Raw genomic sequence first — 21,153 nt, 5'->3', positions numbered from 1 at the left:
CTGTAATAACGTCCAGCTTATGTATTTCTTTCACCCCAGAAAGGGTAAAAATTAAACCATTGCAGCGGTGCCTTTATACAATAATGTTCTAACCGCTGTGCATATTGCTGTACATACTTATCAAGCTCCGCTTGCCGCTCCTTGCGGGGAAGCTTCAACCGTTCAGCGAATATTTCTAAATATAAATGGTAGGTACCTTGTTGCTTCAAACAGAACAAAAGATGTACCGGACAACGTAACAACGCAGCTAAAATAAAAGCGCCCTGAGGTAAGTCAGCACTTTCTCCGAGAAAAGTCACTGTTGAAGTTCTGCCCGGGTTGTTCACCGGTACCCGATCTCCAGCAATCACTACATATTCACCAGCATCAATACGTTCGGATAACAGCATCGCTGTTGCAGGTGACATTTCGGTAACCTGTAATAATTCAATTCGGTTACTGGTATTGAGCTTTTTAAGCACTGAATTAAATTTCACCGCATGCCGGGTATGCACCAGAATCGTCAAACGAACGTCTCTGGCCTGATGCGCCAATGCATTACATATCTCCGAATTACCAAGATGGGAGACAATTATAATCCCCCCTCTCTGACCAGTATCTAAATGCGCAAAAGCATCAGGCGTCGCAAATTCAACGTTGTCATCACTTATTCGCCCCATCCAGACAATCAGTTTGTCCAGCAACGCCTCTCCAAAAGCCAGAAAATGTTTAAATGAGGTAAGTTCACGTGCCTGCTGCGAAGATAAAAAAGGTTTTACCCTTGCCAGATATTCAGCAGAGTGCTGCCGCGCTTTTGCGTGTACCAGATAATAATAAGCCATGACGGGCCAGAGCACCGCTCGGAATCCCACACGGCCAAACAAAATATAGATAAATAGCAATATGCGCATACCGGCCACAGTACCTGCCTCACCTACCCGTGACCAATGCCTGCTCATTTCTGACATAAGGACCTCTTAACCACGGACTTTACGCCAAATAAGGTTAGGAGAACGCACTAACATGCCCAAAAATAAACGACTGTGCATTAAAGATATCAAAACGTTATCTCGGAAAACATTAAAATGAGAAACACCATCAAGAGGGTAACGCACATTCACTGGCACATTAGTAACTTTACCGCCCCGCCAGACCCAGCGGACCAGAACTTCTGTATCAAAATCCATACGGTCACCGCAGCGCTCTTCATCCAACTGTGTCACCAATGCAGCCAGAGGATAGAGGCGAAAACCACACATTGAGTCCTTAATCGCAAAAGACAGAGTATTTATCCACACCCATACATGCGTTAAATACCGTGCATATAAACGTGTCTTGGGAACTGACTCATCATATTGCGGATAACCAATAATAAGTGTTTCTGACCTTTGTTCTGCCGCTTTCATAAACTTAGGTAAATCCGCAACATCATGCTGTCCATCAGCATCGATTTGAATTGCATGGGTGAAGCCATTTTGCTGTAAATGCCTGATACCTGCTTTAATAGCTGCGCCTTTGCCCGAATTCTCTGCTAACCGAATTAGTATCGCTTTGCCTGAATGACGTTCAGCCAACTCTATCAACTTAAGACGGCAAGCGTCATCACTGCCGTCATCAACAAGTAAAACCGGAAGCTCGTACTCTAATGCTTTCTCTAACGTGTCAGTAATAGCATGCTCATGATTGTAAACAGGAATCAAAAACGCTGGCTGAAAGTCAGTCTTATTCAAAACAAATCCTGCCACTGGAATGCACACCTTTTGAGGACATATACTTGAAACTTAGTTTCTGTTTTTCCGGGCTATAATCCAACAGAAGAAGAACCACCATCTCAGGTGTAATTACTTGCTGAAACTTAATTACTTCTAAACGGATGAAACGACCTTCTATTGAGTAATATTGCCGACCGAATGCTTCAGCCCAGTGCACCTGAACCACCCCCGGTAAAATAGGGTGCTCCGCAAAATGCCCATCAAAATACTCGGTATCTGCCGGTATGAAACATTCAAGCTCTACAGTTTCGTTTAACTTCTCACTCAACAGCAATGGCCACTTTTGGGGCTCAGAGACAAACAAAGCATTAAGGTTATCCAAAGGTAGCTTTCCTTGTTGGTTATAGGGCATTCGGTAAGGAAAACGCCAACGCCGGGGTAAAGTAACTGCTTCGAAATAAGCGGCCAACTGTGTTTTGAAGGATCTGATAACCGCTTTACGCCCTGCCCGCCTTAACCATTGCCGCCCTTCTGCTGTTAACTCAATAACAACTGCAACTTCAGTACGCTTACGGTGCAGAACCAAAGCCTTAATATCGGTAATCACAGAATTGTTTTTCAGACAGCGCTCTACAGCATTTAAAGATACTCTTTTACCTTCCACCTTCGCAATTCTGTCAATTCTGCCAAGTAATTTGAAACGGTTCAGCTCTGTAAATTCAATTTTATCAGGCAGGACTACAGCCTCAATTAAATGAGTAGACTGAACCTGAAGCCCACCTTTTTTAAGGCTTCGAAGTTCAACACCAGGTAAAGTTTGCCAACACTCACCATACAGCTGTTCCCGCCAGGCAATTGCTCCCGTCTCAGAGCTACCGTAAATTTCTCTGACGGGTGCTTTAAGCAAATGTTCTGCACACTGGCTAGCTATTAGAGGCAAAGGAGCTGCAGACGACAATATATACTCGCAGCCAGATGCCACTTCATGCCAGGCCAGCGCTTTGTTCATTCGTGCCAGCAACGCGGGACTTGATACTAAACAGAAACGTTCATATATTTTCGCCAGTTGAATAACTGACTCGCCATACTGACAAACCGTACGCTCAAAAAGTTTACCTGCACTCATAGGCCAGAACAGCCTGAATGTCATGCCATATAAATGCTGGTGAGAGACAGTTGAAATAACTACTGATCCGGAGTTAGCTACCTGCCACTTATCTAAAGCAGACGCTTCACTTTCTAACTGCCCAATTGTTTTTACAATTGCCTGGGGCTCACCAGACGATCCAGACGTGTAAATTTCCAGTGCTGGATAGTCAGTATTCAACGGGTGCCAGTTAATCGTTTCAGGCAGAAGCCCAGTTAACGGCAGCTCATCACTACTGCTATAGCTGTTTTGGGTGGGAAACTCTCCTGCAAAACCGTCTACTACCGCACGTAGTTTTTCTATATTGCCGGCCTGATTATCACCAGGTACGCAAGCGGTTCGCTGCAAATGCCATAACGCTAAAAGTATTGCTAAATACTCATATATATCTTGATGGTACACCGCCCAGCGCAGGCCATCCCTACATTGCAACCAGGCAACCCATCGAGACACACGAACGTTTAACTCTGCCTTATTCAACACCACGCCAGCATCAACTGCCAGCTCATGATACTGATCAACATCAACCATCCAGCGGGATAACTTCACCCATTCCATGTCAGTTATGCCTAACCTTTTTCCGTATGAACCATTCTGCAGTGGCCAAGATACCTATCAGCAGGTATGCAATAAAACCGTTATAAAACACCCAGATTTCATTACTGAAAAATACAGCCGTTATTGCCGCAACAGTGCCGTTTATCAGAAAAAACACGCTCCATACGACGGTTACCTTTCGCGTATAAGCAATGCCAGCATCTGACAAGTCAGGCTCTTTTATTCTTGCCAGTCGTTCAACCACTGTCATCGAAGAAAACAGACTACCTGCAAATAAAGTTAGGAATCCTAAGTTCATGATTACCGGATAAAACTTTAAACCCAGAGCCTGTCCCCAGCACACAACAACTAATAACAAAGCGAACGCACTGAATATGAGTACCTTACGCTCTCCTGGTTGATTACCTGTAATCCATCGCAGTGATAGCAAAATAAATAGCAATGGCAATAACAATGCAGCGCCATAATTTTGCAGCCCCCAATAAACAATAAAGGGATAGCTTAAAGATAAGACACCAATAATGATTTTATAATGCAAATCAGATCAACCGTTATTCAACAGTTTTTCAACTTCAGTAACAACATCCTGCACGGTTCGAACTTGTTTAAAGTCATCAGGCTGAATTTTTTTACCCGTGTATTTCTTCAGTTCAACAACCAGATCCACAGCATCAATACTGTCAACATCCAAATCCTGATAAAGATTCGATTCCGGTGAAACACCCGCCGGATCAACTTCAAAAAGCTCTTCCAGAATATCTACAATTTTTGAATATATTTCTTCTTGAGTATGCATAACGATCTCTTATTTAACTCGCTGAGATTCAACCAGAGACTCCAGAGCAGTGATGCTGGAAAAATGCTTTCGCGTGTCTTCTGAGTCTGATTTCAAAGTGATGCCGTAACGCTTTTGCAACGCCAGACCTATTTCCAGAGCATCAATGGAATCCAGCCCTAAGCCTTCTACGAACAACGGTTCTTCATCAATAATGTCATCAACACTTATATCTTCCAGATCCAGCGCTTCAATAATCATATGTTTGAGTTCGATGCTTAATTCACTCATACACTTTTAATTCCTTGTTAAAATATTCATTCAGATCCCGGGTTAACACCCGGGCTAATTTAGCCGGAGATACCGGCGCCATATATTGTTCAGCGAGAATCATATCCTGTACCTGAATACGAACATGTACTTTTTTATCCGGTACTTCATACCAACGATCAGATTTAGTAAGTGTTGTGGGGGAACATTCAATCAGCACAGGTGATATATCAGCTTCTGTTCGCACAGCTATCTGAGCGGCACCACGTTTAAAAAGAGGAGCCTGATCCGGCTCAGTCCGGGTACCCTCAGGAAACACGATCAACGCTTCTCCTCTGACAAACGCATCTTTCGCCATAGCCAGTACATCTTCGCTACCATCATTAATAATGTAACCAGCTGTTCGGATAGGTCCACGTGTAAAAGGATTTTGCACCAGACGGCCCTTAACAACACAATTGGCATTCGGTAAGAGCGCTATCAGAAAGATCACATCAATTAAGGACGGATGATTTGCAAGGACCAGCTGAGCACCACGAAATTTCTCTACATCGTCAATCTGATAAGTTAATACCCCCAGAAATCGCATCATTCCTATATAGAACCGAAACGAATGATGTATAAAGCGTTTTGCAGCAGACTGCCTTTTATTCACATCCCGATACAATAAATTTAGAACCGGCACTACAATTACCGGCAACAGCACACCGCCGATACCAAACACCAAGAAACTGAATGCGGTTCCAATCCAGCGCCATATATGATTAAGGCTTCGCCCAATAACCGTCATTTACAACCTCGGTTTAAAGTCCACTGAGATTGTCTGATCTGATAACTTACAACATCTTCTTTTCCTAACAGCATGGCAATCAACTTCAAAGTATCCTGATAATCTTCAGTAACACCTTTTTCATTTGCAGAATTTTGCTCCAGCTCATAAATGTTATCGCCATCACGACTGATAATCATCGCCAACGCTAGTGGAAATTCAGGGCCTCGGCAATACGCCTGATAAATGCTGGGCAACACTACATCATAGATAACACACAGTACTCGCCCATGGACTTGTAACTGGCATATAACTTCCAATAAAGCCTGTACCACTAGCCCTTTACTGGCAGCAATCGCATTAATCGGACTCTGATCTTTACGGGCTATTGAATATAAGCCTCCAACGGCATTATGGACGGCCAAACTAAAAGCAGTAGGCGACATTGGCTCATCACGGCCAATCTCTTGCAATAAATCAAGAGTAAGTGGTGTATCACCATGACGGGAAGCAAACACACTTGGAATAGAATCGATACCATCCAGCAAAGGCAGAGCAGCGCCCATAGCAACTTTACCTAAAGGCGTAAAACGACGCCTTAACATTGCCGGTATCGCTTTCATCACAGCAGGTTTTACAGCGTCATTAACAGCCACAGGATTAGCAAACCAGTCCTGCCAAGCTGGAATACCTTCCAGACCAGGAGCGTAGGCATTCCATGCATCAATATTAAAACGTAACAACCTTCCCACTCCCCTGTGACAACAATCTGTAAAACAGTCTAAAGGTAAGACAATCAATAATACTTTCAGCGAATCGAAGAATTCTACCTTGGAAGTAGTCAGTTGCAAGTCCCTCAAATTTAAAACAACAACTTAGCACCAAATACAACAATACAAACCCGATAAACTGAAGCAATAACTAATGATAAAGCTGATAAGTTAAATTAAGCTTAGATAACTTAGAGCTAACTAATTAACTTAGCCTAATTGATTTTAATTATCTGCTCATGGGATCCCACTTGCCCCACACACAAGCTCTTACACTCTGGCTTGCAGAATTAAATACTTATTCCGAATCACTGGAAAAAGCCTTACTACCAATGCTTTCAGCTTCAGAAAAAATGAAGCTAGAAAAGATATCCCATGCGCGTAAATACCGTGAGTACATTGTCAGCCGGACTCTGCTAAGACACGCACTCAATGACCACTTCAAACAAACTAATTTACTCTGGCAAATCACTGAATCAGATAACGCCCCACCTGAACTCACAGCTCCATTCAATAATATTTTTATAAGCCTTAGCCACAGCAATAACCTGATTGCTCTAACATTGACACATGAAGCAACCGGTATTGATATCGAATACAAAAAGCCAAGAAACAACTTACAAACAATGGCGACAGGCTTCATGACAGCAGCAGAGAAACAACACTTACTCACATTGCCACAGGAAAAACAGACTGACTTTTTTTATCGCAGCTGGTGTATAAAAGAAGCCACTTACAAGCTACAAAGCATACTTAATATAAACACTACCCCCATTGAAAAAATATGCTCTCTAAACGACAACAAGCAAGCAGGTAGAATTTATCTGAAAGAAGCTGAGCTGCAACAGCACAACTGCAAACTGGTAATAGCCTCACAACAGCGGCTGAGTACAATAGAATACTGCAATGTTACTCAGTTCAAGCTTGACTGATTAACATGACAAAATTGTCATGTTACTGACAAATTCCATTCAGTCTGAATCATACATACTCTCCTGCATCAATTAACGAGGAGAATAATCATGTCTAAATCAATTCTTTCTAAGTCAGCCTTGTCTATCCTTGCACTAACAGCTACAGCATTCAGTACCTCAGGTTTTGCTGCGACAACGCTGCCGCTTGGTGAGTTATTTGATAAAGCCCAGGCACAAACCAAAACGCCTATTACTGAAGTGACACTTGATGAATCCGGTACTCGCACGCAATACCGCTTCACCAGCTTTGGTTACAGTAAACCAAATACTCTGATCCTGGATGCGCAAGATGGCAGCCTGACCGAAAGCATTACTCCGGATATCGATCTGGGCACTGCAATTGATACCGCTGAACGTATTTTCAGCGGTGAAATTCTCAGCGTCAGCACAGATATTGATGACAGATCAGAACTGATCTACGTGATAGAGGTAGCACAAGCTGATAGCATCATCATTGCTGAAATGGACAGTCAGGAATTTCAAATCATCCACAGCGAAACGCTTGATGAAGAGTATTTGGAAGCAGAAGAAGATTATACGGACTCGCGGGAGTACTAACAGACAGCATGAAAATACTGCTTGTTGAAGATAATCAGGAACAGGCCAGCTATATTCGTCAGGGTATGGCTGAGTCTGGCCATCACACCGATCATGCCGAAGATGGCCATATTGGTTTAGTTATGGCTCTGAACGGTGAATATGATCTGATAATTACCGACCGCATGATGCCCCGTACAGATGGCCTGCAAATGCTGCGGGCATTACGAGCTGCAGGTAATCAAACACCAACGCTAATCCTCAGCGCTCTCGACAGCGTTGACGACAGAGTTGAAGGCCTCAGAGGTGGCGGCGACGACTACCTGATTAAACCTTTTGCCTTCAGCGAACTGCTGGCCCGCGCAGAAATACTGGCCCGCCGCAGCCCTGTTACTACTCAGGCCTTTCAGGAAATCCTTCAGCTAGCAGACCTGCAGCTCAACCGTTTAAACCGCGAAGTCTCCCGAGCAGCACACGTCATACAGTTGAATAACAGAGAATTCCAGATTCTTGAATACTTTCTCAGCCACCCGGAGCGGGTCATCACCCGTACCATGCTTCTTGAACAAGTGTGGGGCTATAACTTTGACCCGCAAACCAATGTTATAGATGTGCATATCGGTCGATTACGAAAAAAAATAGACCTCCCCGATAGCCCACCTTTACTACACACCATTCGTGGTGCTGGTTATAAACTTTCAACTCGACCATGAGTAAGCCTCAATGAATTTCTGGCGCGACCCATTCGCAGCACTGTACAGCATTTACGGCCTGATACTGACACTGGCACTTGCTCTGTTAATCAGTATCAGCCTGCTGATTGAAGATTGGTATTTGGAAGAAGCAGCGCTGCCATTACTTGGCACAGAACTCTCTAACCTTGAAGACATTCACTATGAAGAAGGCCCCCGTTCACTGATTCGCTGGATACGCAATAATCGTGACGACCTGTTCATTTATATTTATCAGCACCGCGGGCAACGTTTTAAAAACTTTCAGGGCGCTTTTCCGGCTATCACACTTTCAGAAAAACAGGTCGGACTTGGCGACGGTATCAATTTCACCTTAAACGGAAAAAACTATATTGGTTTTTGGGTCCCTATAGATGAACCAGAGTCAGAATATATAGACTCTGATACAGAAGAGCTGTACGACGCCGAAGTACCCTCTGAATTATTTCCCACTCTCTATGAACAAAGCCGGCTAGCCGAAGAAGAAAGTATTCTGTTGGCTGTGAACACTGAACACCTTTTAAAACAGGCACAAAGTGTCACACGCTTAGGTGTCCTGTTAATGCTGTTTTTAATTGTGGGGCTACTCTTTATCGGACTGTTTGTGCGCCGTATCACCACCCGACTGAAAGACATCAACCAGACCTGCGCAACCATCATCAGCAACCGTACTCTTGACCAGCGTATACCTGAGAAAAACATTACAGGTCCACTGCGACACACCACTGACCAGCTCAACACTTTACTCAGTCATATGGAAGACAGCGTGCTTAAAAGCCGCCGGCAGGCAGCCAATATAGCGCATGATTTACGCACTCCCTTAACCGGGGTGTACAACCAGATACAAGAACAGGCAAGACATTACCCCGCTCTGGCAAGCAGCGAACAAATATTACAGCGACTGTTAAGTACCTTTAATCTGTTATTGCGCATCAATCAGCTTGAAGGACAAGCTAGTTTTCAAAAGCAGCCAGTTGAGATTAGCCAGACCATTCAGGACGCCATTGAATTATACGAACCGGTTTTAGAAAGCCGTAACCAGAGCATCATTTACCATTCGGCAGCTCATTTCGCCCATGCTAATGAAGATCTCCTGCAACAGAGCCTTTGTAATCTGCTAGACAATGCCAGTAAATACAGTCCTGAGAACAGTGATATAGAAATCAACATATCAAACTTAGCGGATAAACTAATAATAGAAGTAAACGATAATGGTCCCGGTGTTCCCCAGGCATCCATTCAATACCTGAGTGACCGTTTCTACAGACTGGACACCAGCCGACAAGAGTCGCAGGGTAACGGGCTTGGTCTTAGCTTTGTTAAAGCCGCGGTTGAAGCTATGCAGGGTAAACTAGAAATCAGTAACAGAAAACACACACCCGGCCTGACGGTCACACTTACGCTGAACGCGACCGGGAGTCATAAATGAGAAACCTAAATCAGCCTGGCAAAAAATCCGCCACGCCTTTTGACGTTTCAGCTACGGTCTGAGCAGGCGTACCCGGGTGCAAACCACACTCCCGGGTTTCAGGGTTTTCCCACCACCAACGACCAGCACGAATATCTTCTCCCTGACTCACCGCCCGGGTACAGGGCGCGCAACCAATACTTGGGAAGTTCTTATCATGCAGTTGGTTATAAGGCACATCGTAAGCACGGATATACGCCCATACATCTGCATCCGTCCAGTCAGCCAGTGGATTAAATTTATCCATAGCATTACCGGCATCGTATTCTTTAAAACCCACCTCTTCACGGGTGACAGACTGTTCCCGACGCAACCCGGTAATCCAGGCAGAATTACCTGCCAGGGCACGCTTCAATGGCTCAAGCTTACGCACAGCACAACAAGATTTACGTAATGTCTGGCTGCGATAAAAAGCATTAACACCATGGTTTGCCACGTAAGTTTCCACTTGTTCAGCAAGCGGATAATAAACTTTGACAGGCAACTCAGGGTAACGCTGCTGTACAGCTTCCAGCAGTGTCAGCGTTTCTTCCGGCAAGCGGCCGGTATCCAGCACAAAGCTTGCGATACCCGTATTAGCACGTTGTAGAAGGTCTGTTATAACAACATCTTCAGCGCCCAGACTATTGGCAAACACAACACCTGAACCATATTCACTGGCCGCCTGCTGCAGCACGCTCACGCTATGCTCTACCTTGGCAGCTAACTGTGGGGAAATTGAATCACTCACTTTTTCTCACCATCGCTCTTGTTACATGTTCAACGACACGTTTTATAAATTATCAGATCAGCATAAAGCGCACGCCGATCCCAAACAGCAGTATTGCTATAATTGGCTGCAACACCGCTGAGGAAAGGTGCTTTGCCAGCTGGCTACCGAGAATGACGCCCGGAACAGACCCCATCAGCAAATAGCTCAGTAATACAAAATCCAGATTCCCCATACTGTAATGGCCGCTACCGGCGACCGCCGTTAGCACCACCGCATGCGCTAAATCAGTACCAACAATGCGGCGCATACTCATGCGGGGAAATAACAAAATCAGCAGAGCAGTGCCTAACGCGCCAGCACCTACTGATGACAAAGTCACTAAACCACCCAAGACAAATCCTGATACAATCAGAATCAGATCTTTACCACCAAAGCCTGCAGGTTCATCTACAGCCTTAGAATCACTACTCTGCCGTGCTGCCTGCCAACGCTGAATTCTGCCGCGCAGACAAAGTACCAGCGATGTTAGAACCAGACTGACACCAAGAATAAGATTCACCAGTGTCACCTGGCTCTCCAACGTTTCAGCCGTCCGCAGATAATGCAATGCCACCAGACTTCCGGGCACACTGCCACAAAGCAGTAATACCACCAGCCGCCATGCCACCAAGCGCTGTCGCGCATATGCCACACCACCAGCAAACTTAGTGACTGCGGCATAAACCAGATCTGTACTCACCGCTGTTACTACAGGCACACCGAACCCCAAAATAAGCATCGGCGTCATCAGTGCACCACCACCAATGCCTGTAAACCCCACTAACACGCCAACCATAGCGCCAGCGATCACATAGCCAATCTCCATTACATGCTCACTTGTGTCTCTGTTTAGCTAACATATTTCACAATAATCAATATCAATCACATCAAAACCGATTATTGAAAAATTAATACCTCATATTACCCATGATCTCCTTATTCCATGAAATAATATTTAAATTAACTTCAATAACCAAAACGAATAAGTTGATGGTACCAGCCTTTGAACCCCTATATTACTAAAAGGAATAAAAAATAATTATTTATTCTTTTATGTTTTGATTTTTTTATTGGAATAATAATTAGCACAAGGAGTCAACCGGTCAAAAAAACCATCAGACACTCTTTGGTCTAAGTCTAATTTCTTTGATTCATAATTGAGCACACAGCGATGAGCCTAGTATCACCCCACAAGCTGACCCACCTACGCCAGCTTGAAGCCGAAAGTATTCACATTATTCGTGAAGTTATTGCCGAGTTCGAAAACCCGGTCATGCTTTATTCGGTCGGTAAAGACTCGGCGGTCATGCTTCACTTAGCACGCAAAGCCTTTTATCCGGGTAAGCCTCCTTTTCCACTGCTTCACGTGGACACCACCTGGAAATTCAAAGAAATGATTGAATTTCGCGACAAAATGGCGGATGAAGCCGGTATGGAATTACTTGTCCATATCAACCAGGAAGGTGTCGACATGGACATCAGCCCGTTTAAACACGGCTCCGCCAAACATACCGATATCATGAAAACACAGGGGCTCAAGCAAGCCCTGGACAAATACCAGTTTGACGCAGCCTTCGGTGGGGCCCGACGTGATGAAGAAAAATCCCGCGCCAAAGAGCGAGTTTTCTCCTTCAGGGACAAACACCACCGCTGGAACCCAAAAGATCAGCGCCCTGAACTGTGGAATACGTTTAATACCCGCATCGACAAAGGTGAAAGCATTCGTGTATTCCCACTTTCGAACTGGACTGAACTGGATATCTGGCAGTACATCTATCTGGAAAGCATTCCAATTGTACCGCTGTATTTTGCCGCTAAACGTCCGGTGGTCCAGCGCGATGGCGTAGACATCATGGTCGATGACGAGCGTATGCCACTGGATGCAGATGAAGTGCCTGAAAACAAGATGGTGCGCTTCCGTACTTTAGGCTGTTACCCACTAACCGGCGCAGTTGAATCAACGGCTACTACATTGCCTGAAATCATTCAGGAGATGCTGCTTAGCACAACATCTGAACGTCAGGGCCGGGTTATCGATCATGACGGAGCAGGGTCTATGGAACAGAAGAAAATTGCCGGCTATTTCTAGCCCTGAATTTTTTATCCAAAAGCTACGCTCTCTTGGCAACCTGAAAGGCTGTTAAAGACAAAACATAATATTTTCACTACCTGCCAGTCTGACTCACAGGTAGATATCGGGATTAGCATCATGAGCCATCAATCGGAACTCATCGCCGAAGACATTAACGCCTATCTGGCACAACATGAAAACAAAGAACTGCTGCGGTTTCTGACCTGCGGTAGCGTAGATGACGGCAAGTCCACTCTGATCGGACGCTTACTGCACGATTCAAAAATGCTGTATGAAGATCAGTTAGCAGCATTGCACGCCGATAATGCCAAACAAGGTAATGCCGGTGAAGCACTGGATCTGGCATTACTGGTAGACGGGTTACAAGCTGAACGTGAACAAGGCATCACTATTGATGTTGCATACCGCTATTTCTCTACCGAAAAGCGTAAATTCATTATTGCCGACACCCCGGGGCACGAGCAGTACACCCGAAACATGGCTACCGGCGCATCTACCTGCGATCTGGCAATCATTCTGATTGATGCCCGTCACGGTGTACAGGTGCAAACTAAACGACACAGCTTCATTGCCTCTTTACTGGGTATTAAACACACTGTAGTAGCTATCAACAAAATGGACCTGGTGGAATTCAGCCAGGCACGTTTTGAAGAAATCAAACAGGAATATCTGAACTTCGCCAGTAACCTGAACCTGAAAGACATTCGCTTTGTTCCTATGTCAGCCCTGAATGGTGACAACGTCGTAACAACGAGTGAACATACATCATGGTATACAGAAGGTTCACTGATGGATCTGCTGGAAAACATTGAACTGGATGAAGACAACAACACGGATACGTTACGTTTTCCGGTACAGTATGTTAACCGGCCAAACCTGGATTTCCGGGGTTACTGTGGCACCGTTTCATCCGGTTCAGTAAAGCCTGGCGATGCGATTACCGTATTACCATCCGGCAAAACCAGCACAGTAAAGTCTATCGTCACAATGGACGGTGAACTGACATCCGCTTTTGCTCAGATGGCAGTAACACTGACGCTTGAGGACGAAATAGATATTAGTCGTGGCGATACTCTGGTGCACAGTGAAAAACTGCCTGAAACCCACGAGCGCTTTGATGCCAACCTGGTATGGCTGACAGACACGCCACTGGAAACAGGTAAAGATTACGACATTAAACTAGCCAGCCAAACCCACACTGGCAAAATCAGCAGCATCCGTCATAGGGTTGATGTAAACACTCAGGAAAACCAGCCCGCCGCCTCACTTTCGCTAAACGAGATTGGCCGTTGTGAAATCACTCTGGAACAAGCTGTAATCGCTGACGATTATCAGGAAATCGCCGGCACCGGTGCTTTTATTGTGATCGACCGTTTTACTAACGCTACCGTTGCAGCCGGTATGATCGTTAGTAATCAGCTACAAGACGATGAAGCAGCACTGACAGAAGGCCCGGTTAGCAGCCAACAAAAAGCACAGCGCTTTGGCCAGCAACCACTAAGCCTGGTCATTACCGGTACAGATTCAGAACGTAGAGAACAGCTATTACATACCGTTGAACAGCGCTTGTTTAGTCAGGGCCGCGCAGTTGTCACGCTTAACGCTGAGGACTTGGGCCGCCAGGCAGAAGTAACTGCTAACTTACTGAATAAGCAAGGACTAATAGTACTGGTCAGCGCAACGCAAAGTTTTGCCGGCGCACTGCATGTAGACATTGATGCAGGCCAAGCCGATCTTAGTCTTAACGCCAGTCGCAACACATTACAGCAACAGCTTGATGCCGTACTTGAACTGCTAAGTGAGCGTGTATAAATACTGGAAGAAAATTCCAGACACCGATTTGTCCAGCAGTACGACATTCTCAGCTCAGTAATTAATAATTACTGCCTGAGATTGCCGCCTGCACCCTTTAGCCGCCGATTCCTCCTCACCGGATCAGGCGGCTTTCTTTTGTCTGATATTCCCGGTTCAGTCGCACAAAAACTTAACCTAATTGTCATAAAAACAACCCGATATATCATTGTGATTAAATTATCGGCTTCATATAATCGCCACGCTTTACTAACTAGACATAACCTATATACAGTCAAAAAAGAGTATCTCTGATGGATAACACTACAATCATTGGCCTGACTGCAGCCTTTTGTACAACCGCATCCTTTATTCCGCAGGTCATTCAAATATTGCGTACCGGAAATGTCGATGGTATATCTTTGCTGATGTATAGTATCTTCACATTTGGCGTCGCTATGTGGCTAACGTACGGTATTATCGTCGAAGATTTGCCCATGTTACTGGCCAATCTGATTACGCTTATTCTGGCTTTATCTGTCCTGATACTTACACTCTACAAACGCCAGCAAAAAAAGCCTGCGGATAAATCTTTATAATCTAGCAGCCAAACTTTCTGGCATCTAAGATCAGCTTTTAAAACTCAGCTAGTTCCAACAACTGCTTCCCACAACAAACCTGTAACAAACCACGCCTTCCACATATTCAAACAACCCGGATAGTTCAACTTAATTCATGAATAATTATTCAGATTACTGACAAATCAGCTTTACTATTTCTCTGCATACTCGCCTGCACACATTTGCCGGAGAGCATCGATGCATTTATCACCACCGTCACTTATTCAAACAAACTGTTTAAAAAAAGCCTGTCATTACTTCGACATTTTTTCCACAGCTGATACCGATAATAGCCTGCATTTAACTACCCGGACACTATTATGAAACCCGGTTATACAGGCCTGAAACGGCTGTGCTTTGCAACCGGATATTCGATCAAAGGATTGATCGCTGCCTGGCAAAATGAGGCAGCTATCCGTCAGGAAACAGCATTACTAATCGTCGGTACTCTCTTCGCCATCATGCTGCCCGTCACACAGATTGAGCGCATCCTGCTCATCGGCAGTCTGGTGTTGCTACTGATCACCGAACTACTCAACTCTGCAATTGAAGCGGTGGTCGACCGGATCGGACCGGAGCACCACGAACTCAGCGGCCGTGCCAAAGATATAGGCTCTGCGGCTGTATTTGTTTGCCTGTTCGGCACAGCAGCACTCTGGATAACCCTGCTACTTCCACTGGTTAAATAACATGACATACCCTGCAGTACTCAAACAACTGAAACTCCCGGAACTGAGCATCGCCCAGATCACACTCTGCCTGACGCTTTACTATGTGCTGGTACTCAACCTCCCGCTTTTTCAGGAATTTTATAAAATATTGTCTGAAGCTGAAGCAGTCAAAACAGGCTTTGTGGTATCCATTCCTTTCTTCGTTTTTGCGATTATATATCTGGTCTTCAACCTCGCTGTCTGGCCATACCTGACCAAACCACTGTTCAGCCTGATTCTGATTACCTCCAGCATGGTCAGCTACTCCATCTACAACTACGGCATTTATATCGACTATGGCATGGTGGAAAACATTTTCGAAACCGACAGTTCGGAGGCCAGCGCTTACATCAGCCTGTACTCATTCAGCTGGGTTTTACTGCTGGGCATTGTTCCGACACTGTTACTTCTCTGCGTTAAACGACGCAAGCAAAAGACCTTATCCTTACTGATAGAAAAATGCCTTGGCATTGCTACAGCCATCGGAATAATACTGGTTACCTTCTGGCTCTATTATCAGGACTACAGCTCTGTAGGCCGCAATAATCACTATCTGAAGAAAATGATAGTGCCAACCGAGTATGTCTACAGCACCGCTAATTACGTCAATACCACTTACCTCACCGAACCTGTTACACATAAAATAATTGGTGCAGACGCCCAGCAAAAAACCGCAGCAATACAGGCTAAAAAACCAACACTCATGGTTTTTGTTCTGGGTGAAACAGCACGGGCACAAAACTACCAGCTTAACGGCTACCCGCGGCCAACCAATAAATTTACTCAGGAAATCGGCGTAACTTCATTTCAGGATGTAACGTCCTGCGGCACAGCCACCGCACTTTCCGTGCCTTGCATGTTTTCCAGCCTGACACGTGAAAACTACGATAAACAAATCGCTGCGAATCAGGACAATCTGCTGGATATTCTGCAGCGTGCTGGTGTTGATATTTTCTGGAAAGAAAATGACGGAGGCCATAAAGGCGTTGCAGACCGGGTAAAAACGGAAGTTATTGATCGCGGTAGCAGCCATCCTTTATGTGATGGCAAAACTTGCTATGACATGGCCTTACTGGACAACTTTTCCAGTAACGTCAGCAGTCTTACAAATAACCGCTTAATTACACTGCACCTTATCGGTAGTCACGGCCCTACTTACTATCAGCGTTATCCAGCTGGCTTTAAAGTATTCACACCTGACTGCCCGCGCAGCGATATTGAAAACTGTGAAGTCGAGGAAATTGTTAATACTTATGACAATACGATTCTTTACACCGACTACGTCATCAGCCAAACCATAGAAAAACTTAAAACGCTCGAATCTGAATACAACACCGCTCTGTTTTACATTTCTGACCATGGTGAATCACTAGGAGAAAATGGTGTTTTTCTACACGGTATACCCTACCTTCTGGCACCGGATACCCAGAAAAAAATCCCACTGATCACCTGGTTTTCAGAAGGATTTAGCCGTGAAAAAGGCATTAACGAAAACTGCCTCACAGAAAAGGCGAAGACCGGCAGTTATTCACAGGATAATGTTTTCCACAGCATGCTAGGCATCATGGACGTAGAAACAGCCGTATATGAATCGTCACTAGATATGTTTGCTGAGTGTCGTCAGTAACTCAGCGGCTACGCGCCTCACGTCGATACCGACTGGGGCTTTCCCCATAAAAGCTACTAAACTCTCTCGAGAACACCGCCAACGAATTGAAACCGCTGCGCACAGCAATTTCCTGCATGCTGTGCTGGCTGTCCAGCACTAACCGTCTGGCAGCTTGCAAACGCAATCGCTTGTAATACTGGTGCGGACTAATATCCAGACGGCGCCGAAACAGGTTCTCCAGGCTTCGAACACTAAACCCCAGCGCCTCTGCAATCTCTTGTGTTTTCAGCGGTGCATCCAGATGCGATTCCATCATTCTGACTGCAGCACTTAATTTGGGCTCGTGTTGCTCCAGTGCCCCCAGTGATACCAGCGGCTGCGGAGAGTCCGCCTGAGCCTTACCGTCATAAATAAAGGCACTGGCAACCTCAAGCGCGAGTGTATGGCCATACCGGCTGCGTATCAGATATAAAATAAAATCAAACGTGGGAGCGGCACCACCGGTTGTAAAAATACGGCCATCAACCACATAACGGTCCGGCCGCACTTCGACTCTGGGATAACGGTCCCGAAAGTCCTCAAGATCTTCCCAGTGCGTGGTTGCACTTTTTCCTTCCAGCAAACCGGCTCTGGCTAGCATCCAACTGCCAGACTCAACCCCTCCTACATAAGCAAAGTCTCTGGCAAACTGTTTAAAACCGGCCAGACGCTGCTTATCCATGTGCTGTTCGTGATGAAACGCCGCTATGCAAATTAATAAATCTCGTTGCAGATCAGTATCATCCATAGCCAGATCCATTGAACCCTGAGGATGAATAGGCTGCCCACAGGACAATACAGCCGGCTCACCATCCAGCGTAATAACCCGCCAGGAAAACAGCACACGTCGGGAAATCCGATTGGCCGCCCGCATGGTATCCAAGGTTGAAGCCAACGACATCAGAGAAGAATCCGGCATGAGCAGAATGACTACATTCAGGCTGTCATTAGCTGGGCTAAATAAACTCATTAGAAGCGACTCCAGAATAGAAAACATTTTCATAATATCTGAAAAAAACCTAAACGGCTGCGCAAAATATCAAATCATATTCGCTAAGTGCAAACTCGTTATCCACACCCCGTGCAATTATTGGATCATTCCGGTGCACAAAGAAGGGGATACCCTCTGTGCTCCACTAAACAACAATAATCAAGTAAGACTGAATAAGCGGAGCCCGCTATGCCTTTACAACCGAACACTAAGCCTTTTATTACCTGCGCCGTTACCGGTTCTGGCGGAAGCCAAGATCGCTCACCACACGTGCCACGTAGTCCTGAGCAAATTGCAAATGATTGTATTGATGCAGCCAAAGCAGGTGCAGCCATCGTTCACTGCCATGTCCGTGAACCTGACACGGGCAAACCAAGTCGTCGCATAGAGCTATACCGTGAACTGACAGAACGGGTCAGGGATGCTGAAGTCGATGTTGTGCTGAACCTGACAGCAGGCATGGGTGGTGACATGGTATTCGGTAACCCTGAATCACCTCTTCCGCTGAATGAGGCTTCCACTGATATGGTAGGCGCTACTGAGCGAATGGAACATGTACGCCAGTGCCTTCCTGAAATCTGTACTCTGGATTGCGGCACCATGAACTTTGCCGAAGCAGATTACGTGATGACAAATACTCCAGGCATGCTTCGCGCAATGGGTCAGATGATGACTGACCTCGGTGTTCGCCCTGAAATTGAAGCCTTTGATACCGGACACCTTTGGCTGGCCAAGCAACTGGTATCTGAAGGTATTATTGAAGATCCGGTAATGATCCAGCTATGTATGGGTATCCCATGGGGCGCACCGGATGATCTAAACACCTTTATGGCAATGATCAACAATATTCCGGAAAGCTGGACCTTCTCTGCTTTCTCTATTGGCCGCAACCAAATGCCATTTGCTGCCGCTGCAATGCTAGCTGGCGGAAACGTTCGTGTCGGCCTGGAAGACAACCTATGGTTAGGCAAAGGGCAATTGGCAACTAACGCCCAGCTGGTAGAAAAAGCAGCCACTATCGTAACAAACATGGGCGCCACTCTGATGACCCCTGCTGAAGTACGGGAAAAAATGCAGCTAACTAAACGTGCCCCACTGGCACTGTAAACCTGCCAGAATAACAGCAGCCTTCGGGCTGCTGAGTAGTTTAGCCGCCCTTAAGGCTCAGAGAACAAAAAAGAGACATATATGAATAAGATTGCAGCCTGTATAGGCGGTGGAGTTATCGGTGGCGGCTGGGTCGCCCGTTTTCTGTTACATGGCTGGGACGTACGCCTGTTTGATCCGGCACCAGATGCTGAGCGTAAAGTTAACGAAGTCATTGCCAACGCTCGCCGCGCCCTTCCCGCACTGGCCGATGTACCAATGCCAGCTGAAGGCACACTGACACTCTGCTCTACTCTGGAAGAAGCCGTCAGCGAAGCACAGTGGATTCAGGAAAGCGTTCCTGAACGCCTGGAGCTGAAACATAAAGTGATGGCCTCTATTCAGGCAGCCTGCCGCAGTGATGCCATCATAGGCTCTTCAACTTCTGGTTTTAAACCATCGGAACTGCAGGAAAACGCTGCAAATCCGGGACAAATAATGGTGGCACATCCATTTAATCCGGTATACCTGGTACCACTGGTTGAAGTTGTGCCCAGCCAGGCCTGCAGCCCTTATCAGGTTACTAGTGCCAAACAGATTCTTGATGGCATCGGCATGAAGCCTCTGGTTGTTCGCAAGGAAATCGACGCTCATATTGCTGACCGTCTGCTAGAAGCAGTCTGGCGGGAAGGCTTATGGCTGATTAAAGATGATATCGCGACCACCGAAGAAATTGACGATGCTATTCGTTTCGGCTTTGGTTTACGCTGGGCACAGATGGGTTTATTTGAAACCTACCGTATTGCCGGCGGTGAAGCCGGTATGGCTCACTTCATCGGTCAGTTCGGTCCTGCCCTTGCGTGGCCATGGACCAAACTGATGGATGTACCGGAACTGACTGATGAACTAATCCAGAAAATTGCTGATCAGTCAGATGCCCAGTCAGGTATGTACGACCTTCGCCAGCTAGAACAAATTCGTGATGACAACCTGGTTGGCATAATGCGGGTACAAAAAAACGCCGACTGGGGGGTAGGAGCTATGCTGCGCGAGCATGACCAACGTCTCAAAGCTATGTCTCCGGCTCAGGCGCAGCCTGAAATTAGTGCAGAGCCTCTGCAAATGTTCAGCGGCAAAGTACTTCCTGCCTGGATCGATTACAACGGTCACATGAACGAAGCCAATTATCTGCGGGTCTTCAGTGATGCTACCGATAATTTCATGGCCTTTATAGGCGTCAATGATGCATATATACAGGCAGGCCAAAGTTACTACACAGTAGAAACTCATATTCGCCATCTGGACGACATTAAACTGGGGCAAGGTATTGAAGTACGCACTCAGCTAATCTCGCAGAGTGCTAAAAAAATGCACTTATTCCACTTTATGTACAACCGTGAAACCGGAGCTTTAATTGCCACTGGCGAACATATGCTGCTTCATGTCGATATTAATGCAGGCAAAACCTGCCCTGCTACCGATTATGTACAGACCAGACTGACAGCTATATTTGACAGCCATTCTGATTTAGCTGTACCTGAAGGTGCAGGTAATGCGATTGGCAAGAAATAGCAACAGCAGTAAAAAGACGATACGGGCTGCCTTGAGCAACCCGTTTCTATTTGGCAATTATCTCTTATAATCATTAACTTAAGTTACGCCTCAGAGTCATCATTGTGACATGTAAAACTCTTTCTATGAGTTATGCATCCTGTATAGTGCTAAAATCGCTTTTTTTTAGCTATAAGTCCGCGTTATTTGCCGCTGGAAAAGG

The 21,153-nt window shown here is 45.8% G+C and carries 22 protein-coding genes; 11 read left to right on the top strand and 11 right to left on the bottom strand.

Annotated elements, in window-relative coordinates; genetic code table 11:
- Positions 1–17: 17 nt before the first annotated feature.
- From OCU49_RS06420 to OCU49_RS06385, 8 genes are read right to left on the bottom strand one after another with little or no spacing between them, the layout of a single operon-like run.
- Positions 18–947 carry a lysophospholipid acyltransferase family protein gene (locus OCU49_RS06420; RefSeq protein WP_261844156.1) on the bottom strand — a complete coding sequence of 310 codons (930 nt, stop codon included), beginning with the start codon at positions 945–947 and terminating at the stop codon, positions 18–20.
- A 9-nt stretch (positions 948–956) separates the two neighbouring features.
- Entirely contained in the window at positions 957–1,709 is a 753-nt protein-coding gene (locus OCU49_RS06415) for a glycosyltransferase family 2 protein (RefSeq protein WP_261844155.1), read from the bottom strand.
- Positions 1,702–3,396, bottom strand: coding sequence for an ApeI family dehydratase (locus OCU49_RS06410; protein ID WP_261844154.1), 1,695 nt, complete (start codon positions 3,394–3,396; stop codon positions 1,702–1,704). Before OCU49_RS06410 ends, OCU49_RS06415 begins: the two co-directional genes overlap by 8 nt.
- A gap of 1 nt (position 3,397) precedes the next feature.
- The gene (locus OCU49_RS06405; RefSeq protein ID WP_261844153.1) at positions 3,398–3,934 is read right to left on the bottom strand and encodes a COG4648 family protein; all 537 of its coding nucleotides are present in this window, start codon (positions 3,932–3,934) and stop codon (positions 3,398–3,400) included.
- 6 nt (positions 3,935–3,940) lie between these two features.
- Entirely contained in the window at positions 3,941–4,192 is a 252-nt protein-coding gene (locus OCU49_RS06400) for an acyl carrier protein (RefSeq protein ID WP_261844152.1), read from the bottom strand.
- A 9-nt stretch (positions 4,193–4,201) separates the two neighbouring features.
- Positions 4,202–4,462: a phosphopantetheine-binding protein gene (locus OCU49_RS06395; protein WP_261844151.1), complete on the bottom strand. Its 261-nt coding sequence runs from the start codon at positions 4,460–4,462 to the stop codon at positions 4,202–4,204.
- A complete protein-coding gene (locus OCU49_RS06390) occupies positions 4,455–5,231 on the bottom strand; it encodes a lysophospholipid acyltransferase family protein (RefSeq protein WP_261844150.1) in 777 nt (258 codons plus the stop codon). Before OCU49_RS06390 ends, OCU49_RS06395 begins: the two co-directional genes overlap by 8 nt.
- Entirely contained in the window at positions 5,228–5,953 is a 726-nt protein-coding gene (locus OCU49_RS06385) for a beta-ketoacyl synthase chain length factor (RefSeq protein WP_261844149.1), read from the bottom strand. Before OCU49_RS06385 ends, OCU49_RS06390 begins: the two co-directional genes overlap by 4 nt.
- A 278-nt stretch (positions 5,954–6,231) precedes the next feature.
- Between OCU49_RS06385 and OCU49_RS06380 the strand changes: the two genes are divergently transcribed.
- The 4 genes from OCU49_RS06380 (at position 6,232) to OCU49_RS06365 (ending at position 9,651) form a co-directional block, all read left to right on the top strand.
- On the top strand, positions 6,232–6,912 hold the full coding sequence (locus tag OCU49_RS06380) for a 4'-phosphopantetheinyl transferase family protein (protein ID WP_261844148.1): 681 nt from the start codon (positions 6,232–6,234) through the stop codon (positions 6,910–6,912).
- Between the two features lie 90 nt (positions 6,913–7,002).
- Positions 7,003–7,512, top strand: a complete 510-nt coding sequence (locus tag OCU49_RS06375; protein WP_261844147.1) for a hypothetical protein — start codon at positions 7,003–7,005, stop codon at positions 7,510–7,512.
- Between the two features lie 8 nt (positions 7,513–7,520).
- A complete protein-coding gene (locus tag OCU49_RS06370; RefSeq protein WP_261844146.1) occupies positions 7,521–8,204 on the top strand; it encodes a winged helix-turn-helix domain-containing protein in 684 nt (227 codons plus the stop codon).
- A gap of 10 nt (positions 8,205–8,214) precedes the next feature.
- Positions 8,215–9,651, top strand: a complete 1,437-nt coding sequence (locus OCU49_RS06365; RefSeq protein ID WP_261844145.1) for a sensor histidine kinase — start codon at positions 8,215–8,217, stop codon at positions 9,649–9,651.
- A gap of 10 nt (positions 9,652–9,661) precedes the next feature.
- On the opposite strand, the gene OCU49_RS06360 is transcribed toward OCU49_RS06365, so the two are convergent.
- Together OCU49_RS06360 and OCU49_RS06355 are read right to left on the bottom strand one after the other, a co-directional pair.
- The gene (locus OCU49_RS06360) at positions 9,662–10,420 is read right to left on the bottom strand and encodes a phosphoadenylyl-sulfate reductase (RefSeq protein WP_261844144.1); all 759 of its coding nucleotides are present in this window, start codon (positions 10,418–10,420) and stop codon (positions 9,662–9,664) included.
- Between the two features lie 52 nt (positions 10,421–10,472).
- On the bottom strand, positions 10,473–11,267 hold the full coding sequence (locus OCU49_RS06355; protein WP_261844143.1) for a sulfite exporter TauE/SafE family protein: 795 nt from the start codon (positions 11,265–11,267) through the stop codon (positions 10,473–10,475).
- 345 nt (positions 11,268–11,612) lie between these two features.
- Between OCU49_RS06355 and cysD the strand changes: the two genes are divergently transcribed.
- The 5 genes from cysD (at position 11,613) to OCU49_RS06330 (ending at position 17,281) form a co-directional block, all read left to right on the top strand.
- Positions 11,613–12,530 carry a sulfate adenylyltransferase subunit CysD gene (cysD, locus tag OCU49_RS06350; RefSeq protein WP_261844142.1) on the top strand — a complete coding sequence of 306 codons (918 nt, stop codon included), beginning with the start codon at positions 11,613–11,615 and terminating at the stop codon, positions 12,528–12,530.
- 120 nt (positions 12,531–12,650) lie between these two features.
- Positions 12,651–14,345, top strand: a complete 1,695-nt coding sequence (gene cysN / locus OCU49_RS06345) for a sulfate adenylyltransferase subunit CysN (RefSeq protein WP_261844141.1) — start codon at positions 12,651–12,653, stop codon at positions 14,343–14,345.
- 293 nt (positions 14,346–14,638) lie between these two features.
- Entirely contained in the window at positions 14,639–14,923 is a 285-nt protein-coding gene (locus tag OCU49_RS06340; protein ID WP_261844140.1) for an SWEET family sugar transporter, read from the top strand.
- A 341-nt stretch (positions 14,924–15,264) separates the two neighbouring features.
- Entirely contained in the window at positions 15,265–15,633 is a 369-nt protein-coding gene (locus tag OCU49_RS06335) for a diacylglycerol kinase (protein WP_261844139.1), read from the top strand.
- A gap of 1 nt (position 15,634) precedes the next feature.
- The gene (locus OCU49_RS06330; RefSeq protein ID WP_261844138.1) at positions 15,635–17,281 is read left to right on the top strand and encodes a phosphoethanolamine transferase; all 1,647 of its coding nucleotides are present in this window, start codon (positions 15,635–15,637) and stop codon (positions 17,279–17,281) included.
- A 1-nt stretch (position 17,282) separates the two neighbouring features.
- Here the strand turns inward: OCU49_RS06330 and OCU49_RS06325 are convergent, their stop codons facing one another.
- Complete coding sequence (locus OCU49_RS06325; RefSeq protein WP_261844137.1) at positions 17,283–18,272, bottom strand: GlxA family transcriptional regulator; 990 nt, start codon at positions 18,270–18,272, stop codon at positions 17,283–17,285.
- A gap of 210 nt (positions 18,273–18,482) precedes the next feature.
- On the opposite strand from OCU49_RS06325, the gene bcoG reads away from it, so the two are divergent.
- Both bcoG and OCU49_RS06315 read left to right on the top strand, forming a co-directional pair.
- Positions 18,483–19,400 carry a 3-dehydrocarnitine:acetyl-CoA trimethylamine transferase BcoG gene (gene bcoG, locus OCU49_RS06320; RefSeq protein ID WP_261844136.1) on the top strand — a complete coding sequence of 306 codons (918 nt, stop codon included), beginning with the start codon at positions 18,483–18,485 and terminating at the stop codon, positions 19,398–19,400.
- A gap of 81 nt (positions 19,401–19,481) precedes the next feature.
- Positions 19,482–20,951, top strand: a complete 1,470-nt coding sequence (locus OCU49_RS06315) for a carnitine 3-dehydrogenase (RefSeq protein WP_261844135.1) — start codon at positions 19,482–19,484, stop codon at positions 20,949–20,951.
- The last annotated feature ends 202 nt before the right edge of the window (positions 20,952–21,153 follow it).

It is taken from the genome of Aliamphritea ceti (assembly GCF_024347215.1).
Lineage (GTDB): Bacteria > Pseudomonadota > Gammaproteobacteria > Pseudomonadales > Balneatricaceae > Amphritea > Amphritea ceti.
This window is presented reverse-complemented; position numbering and strand designations above follow the sequence as displayed.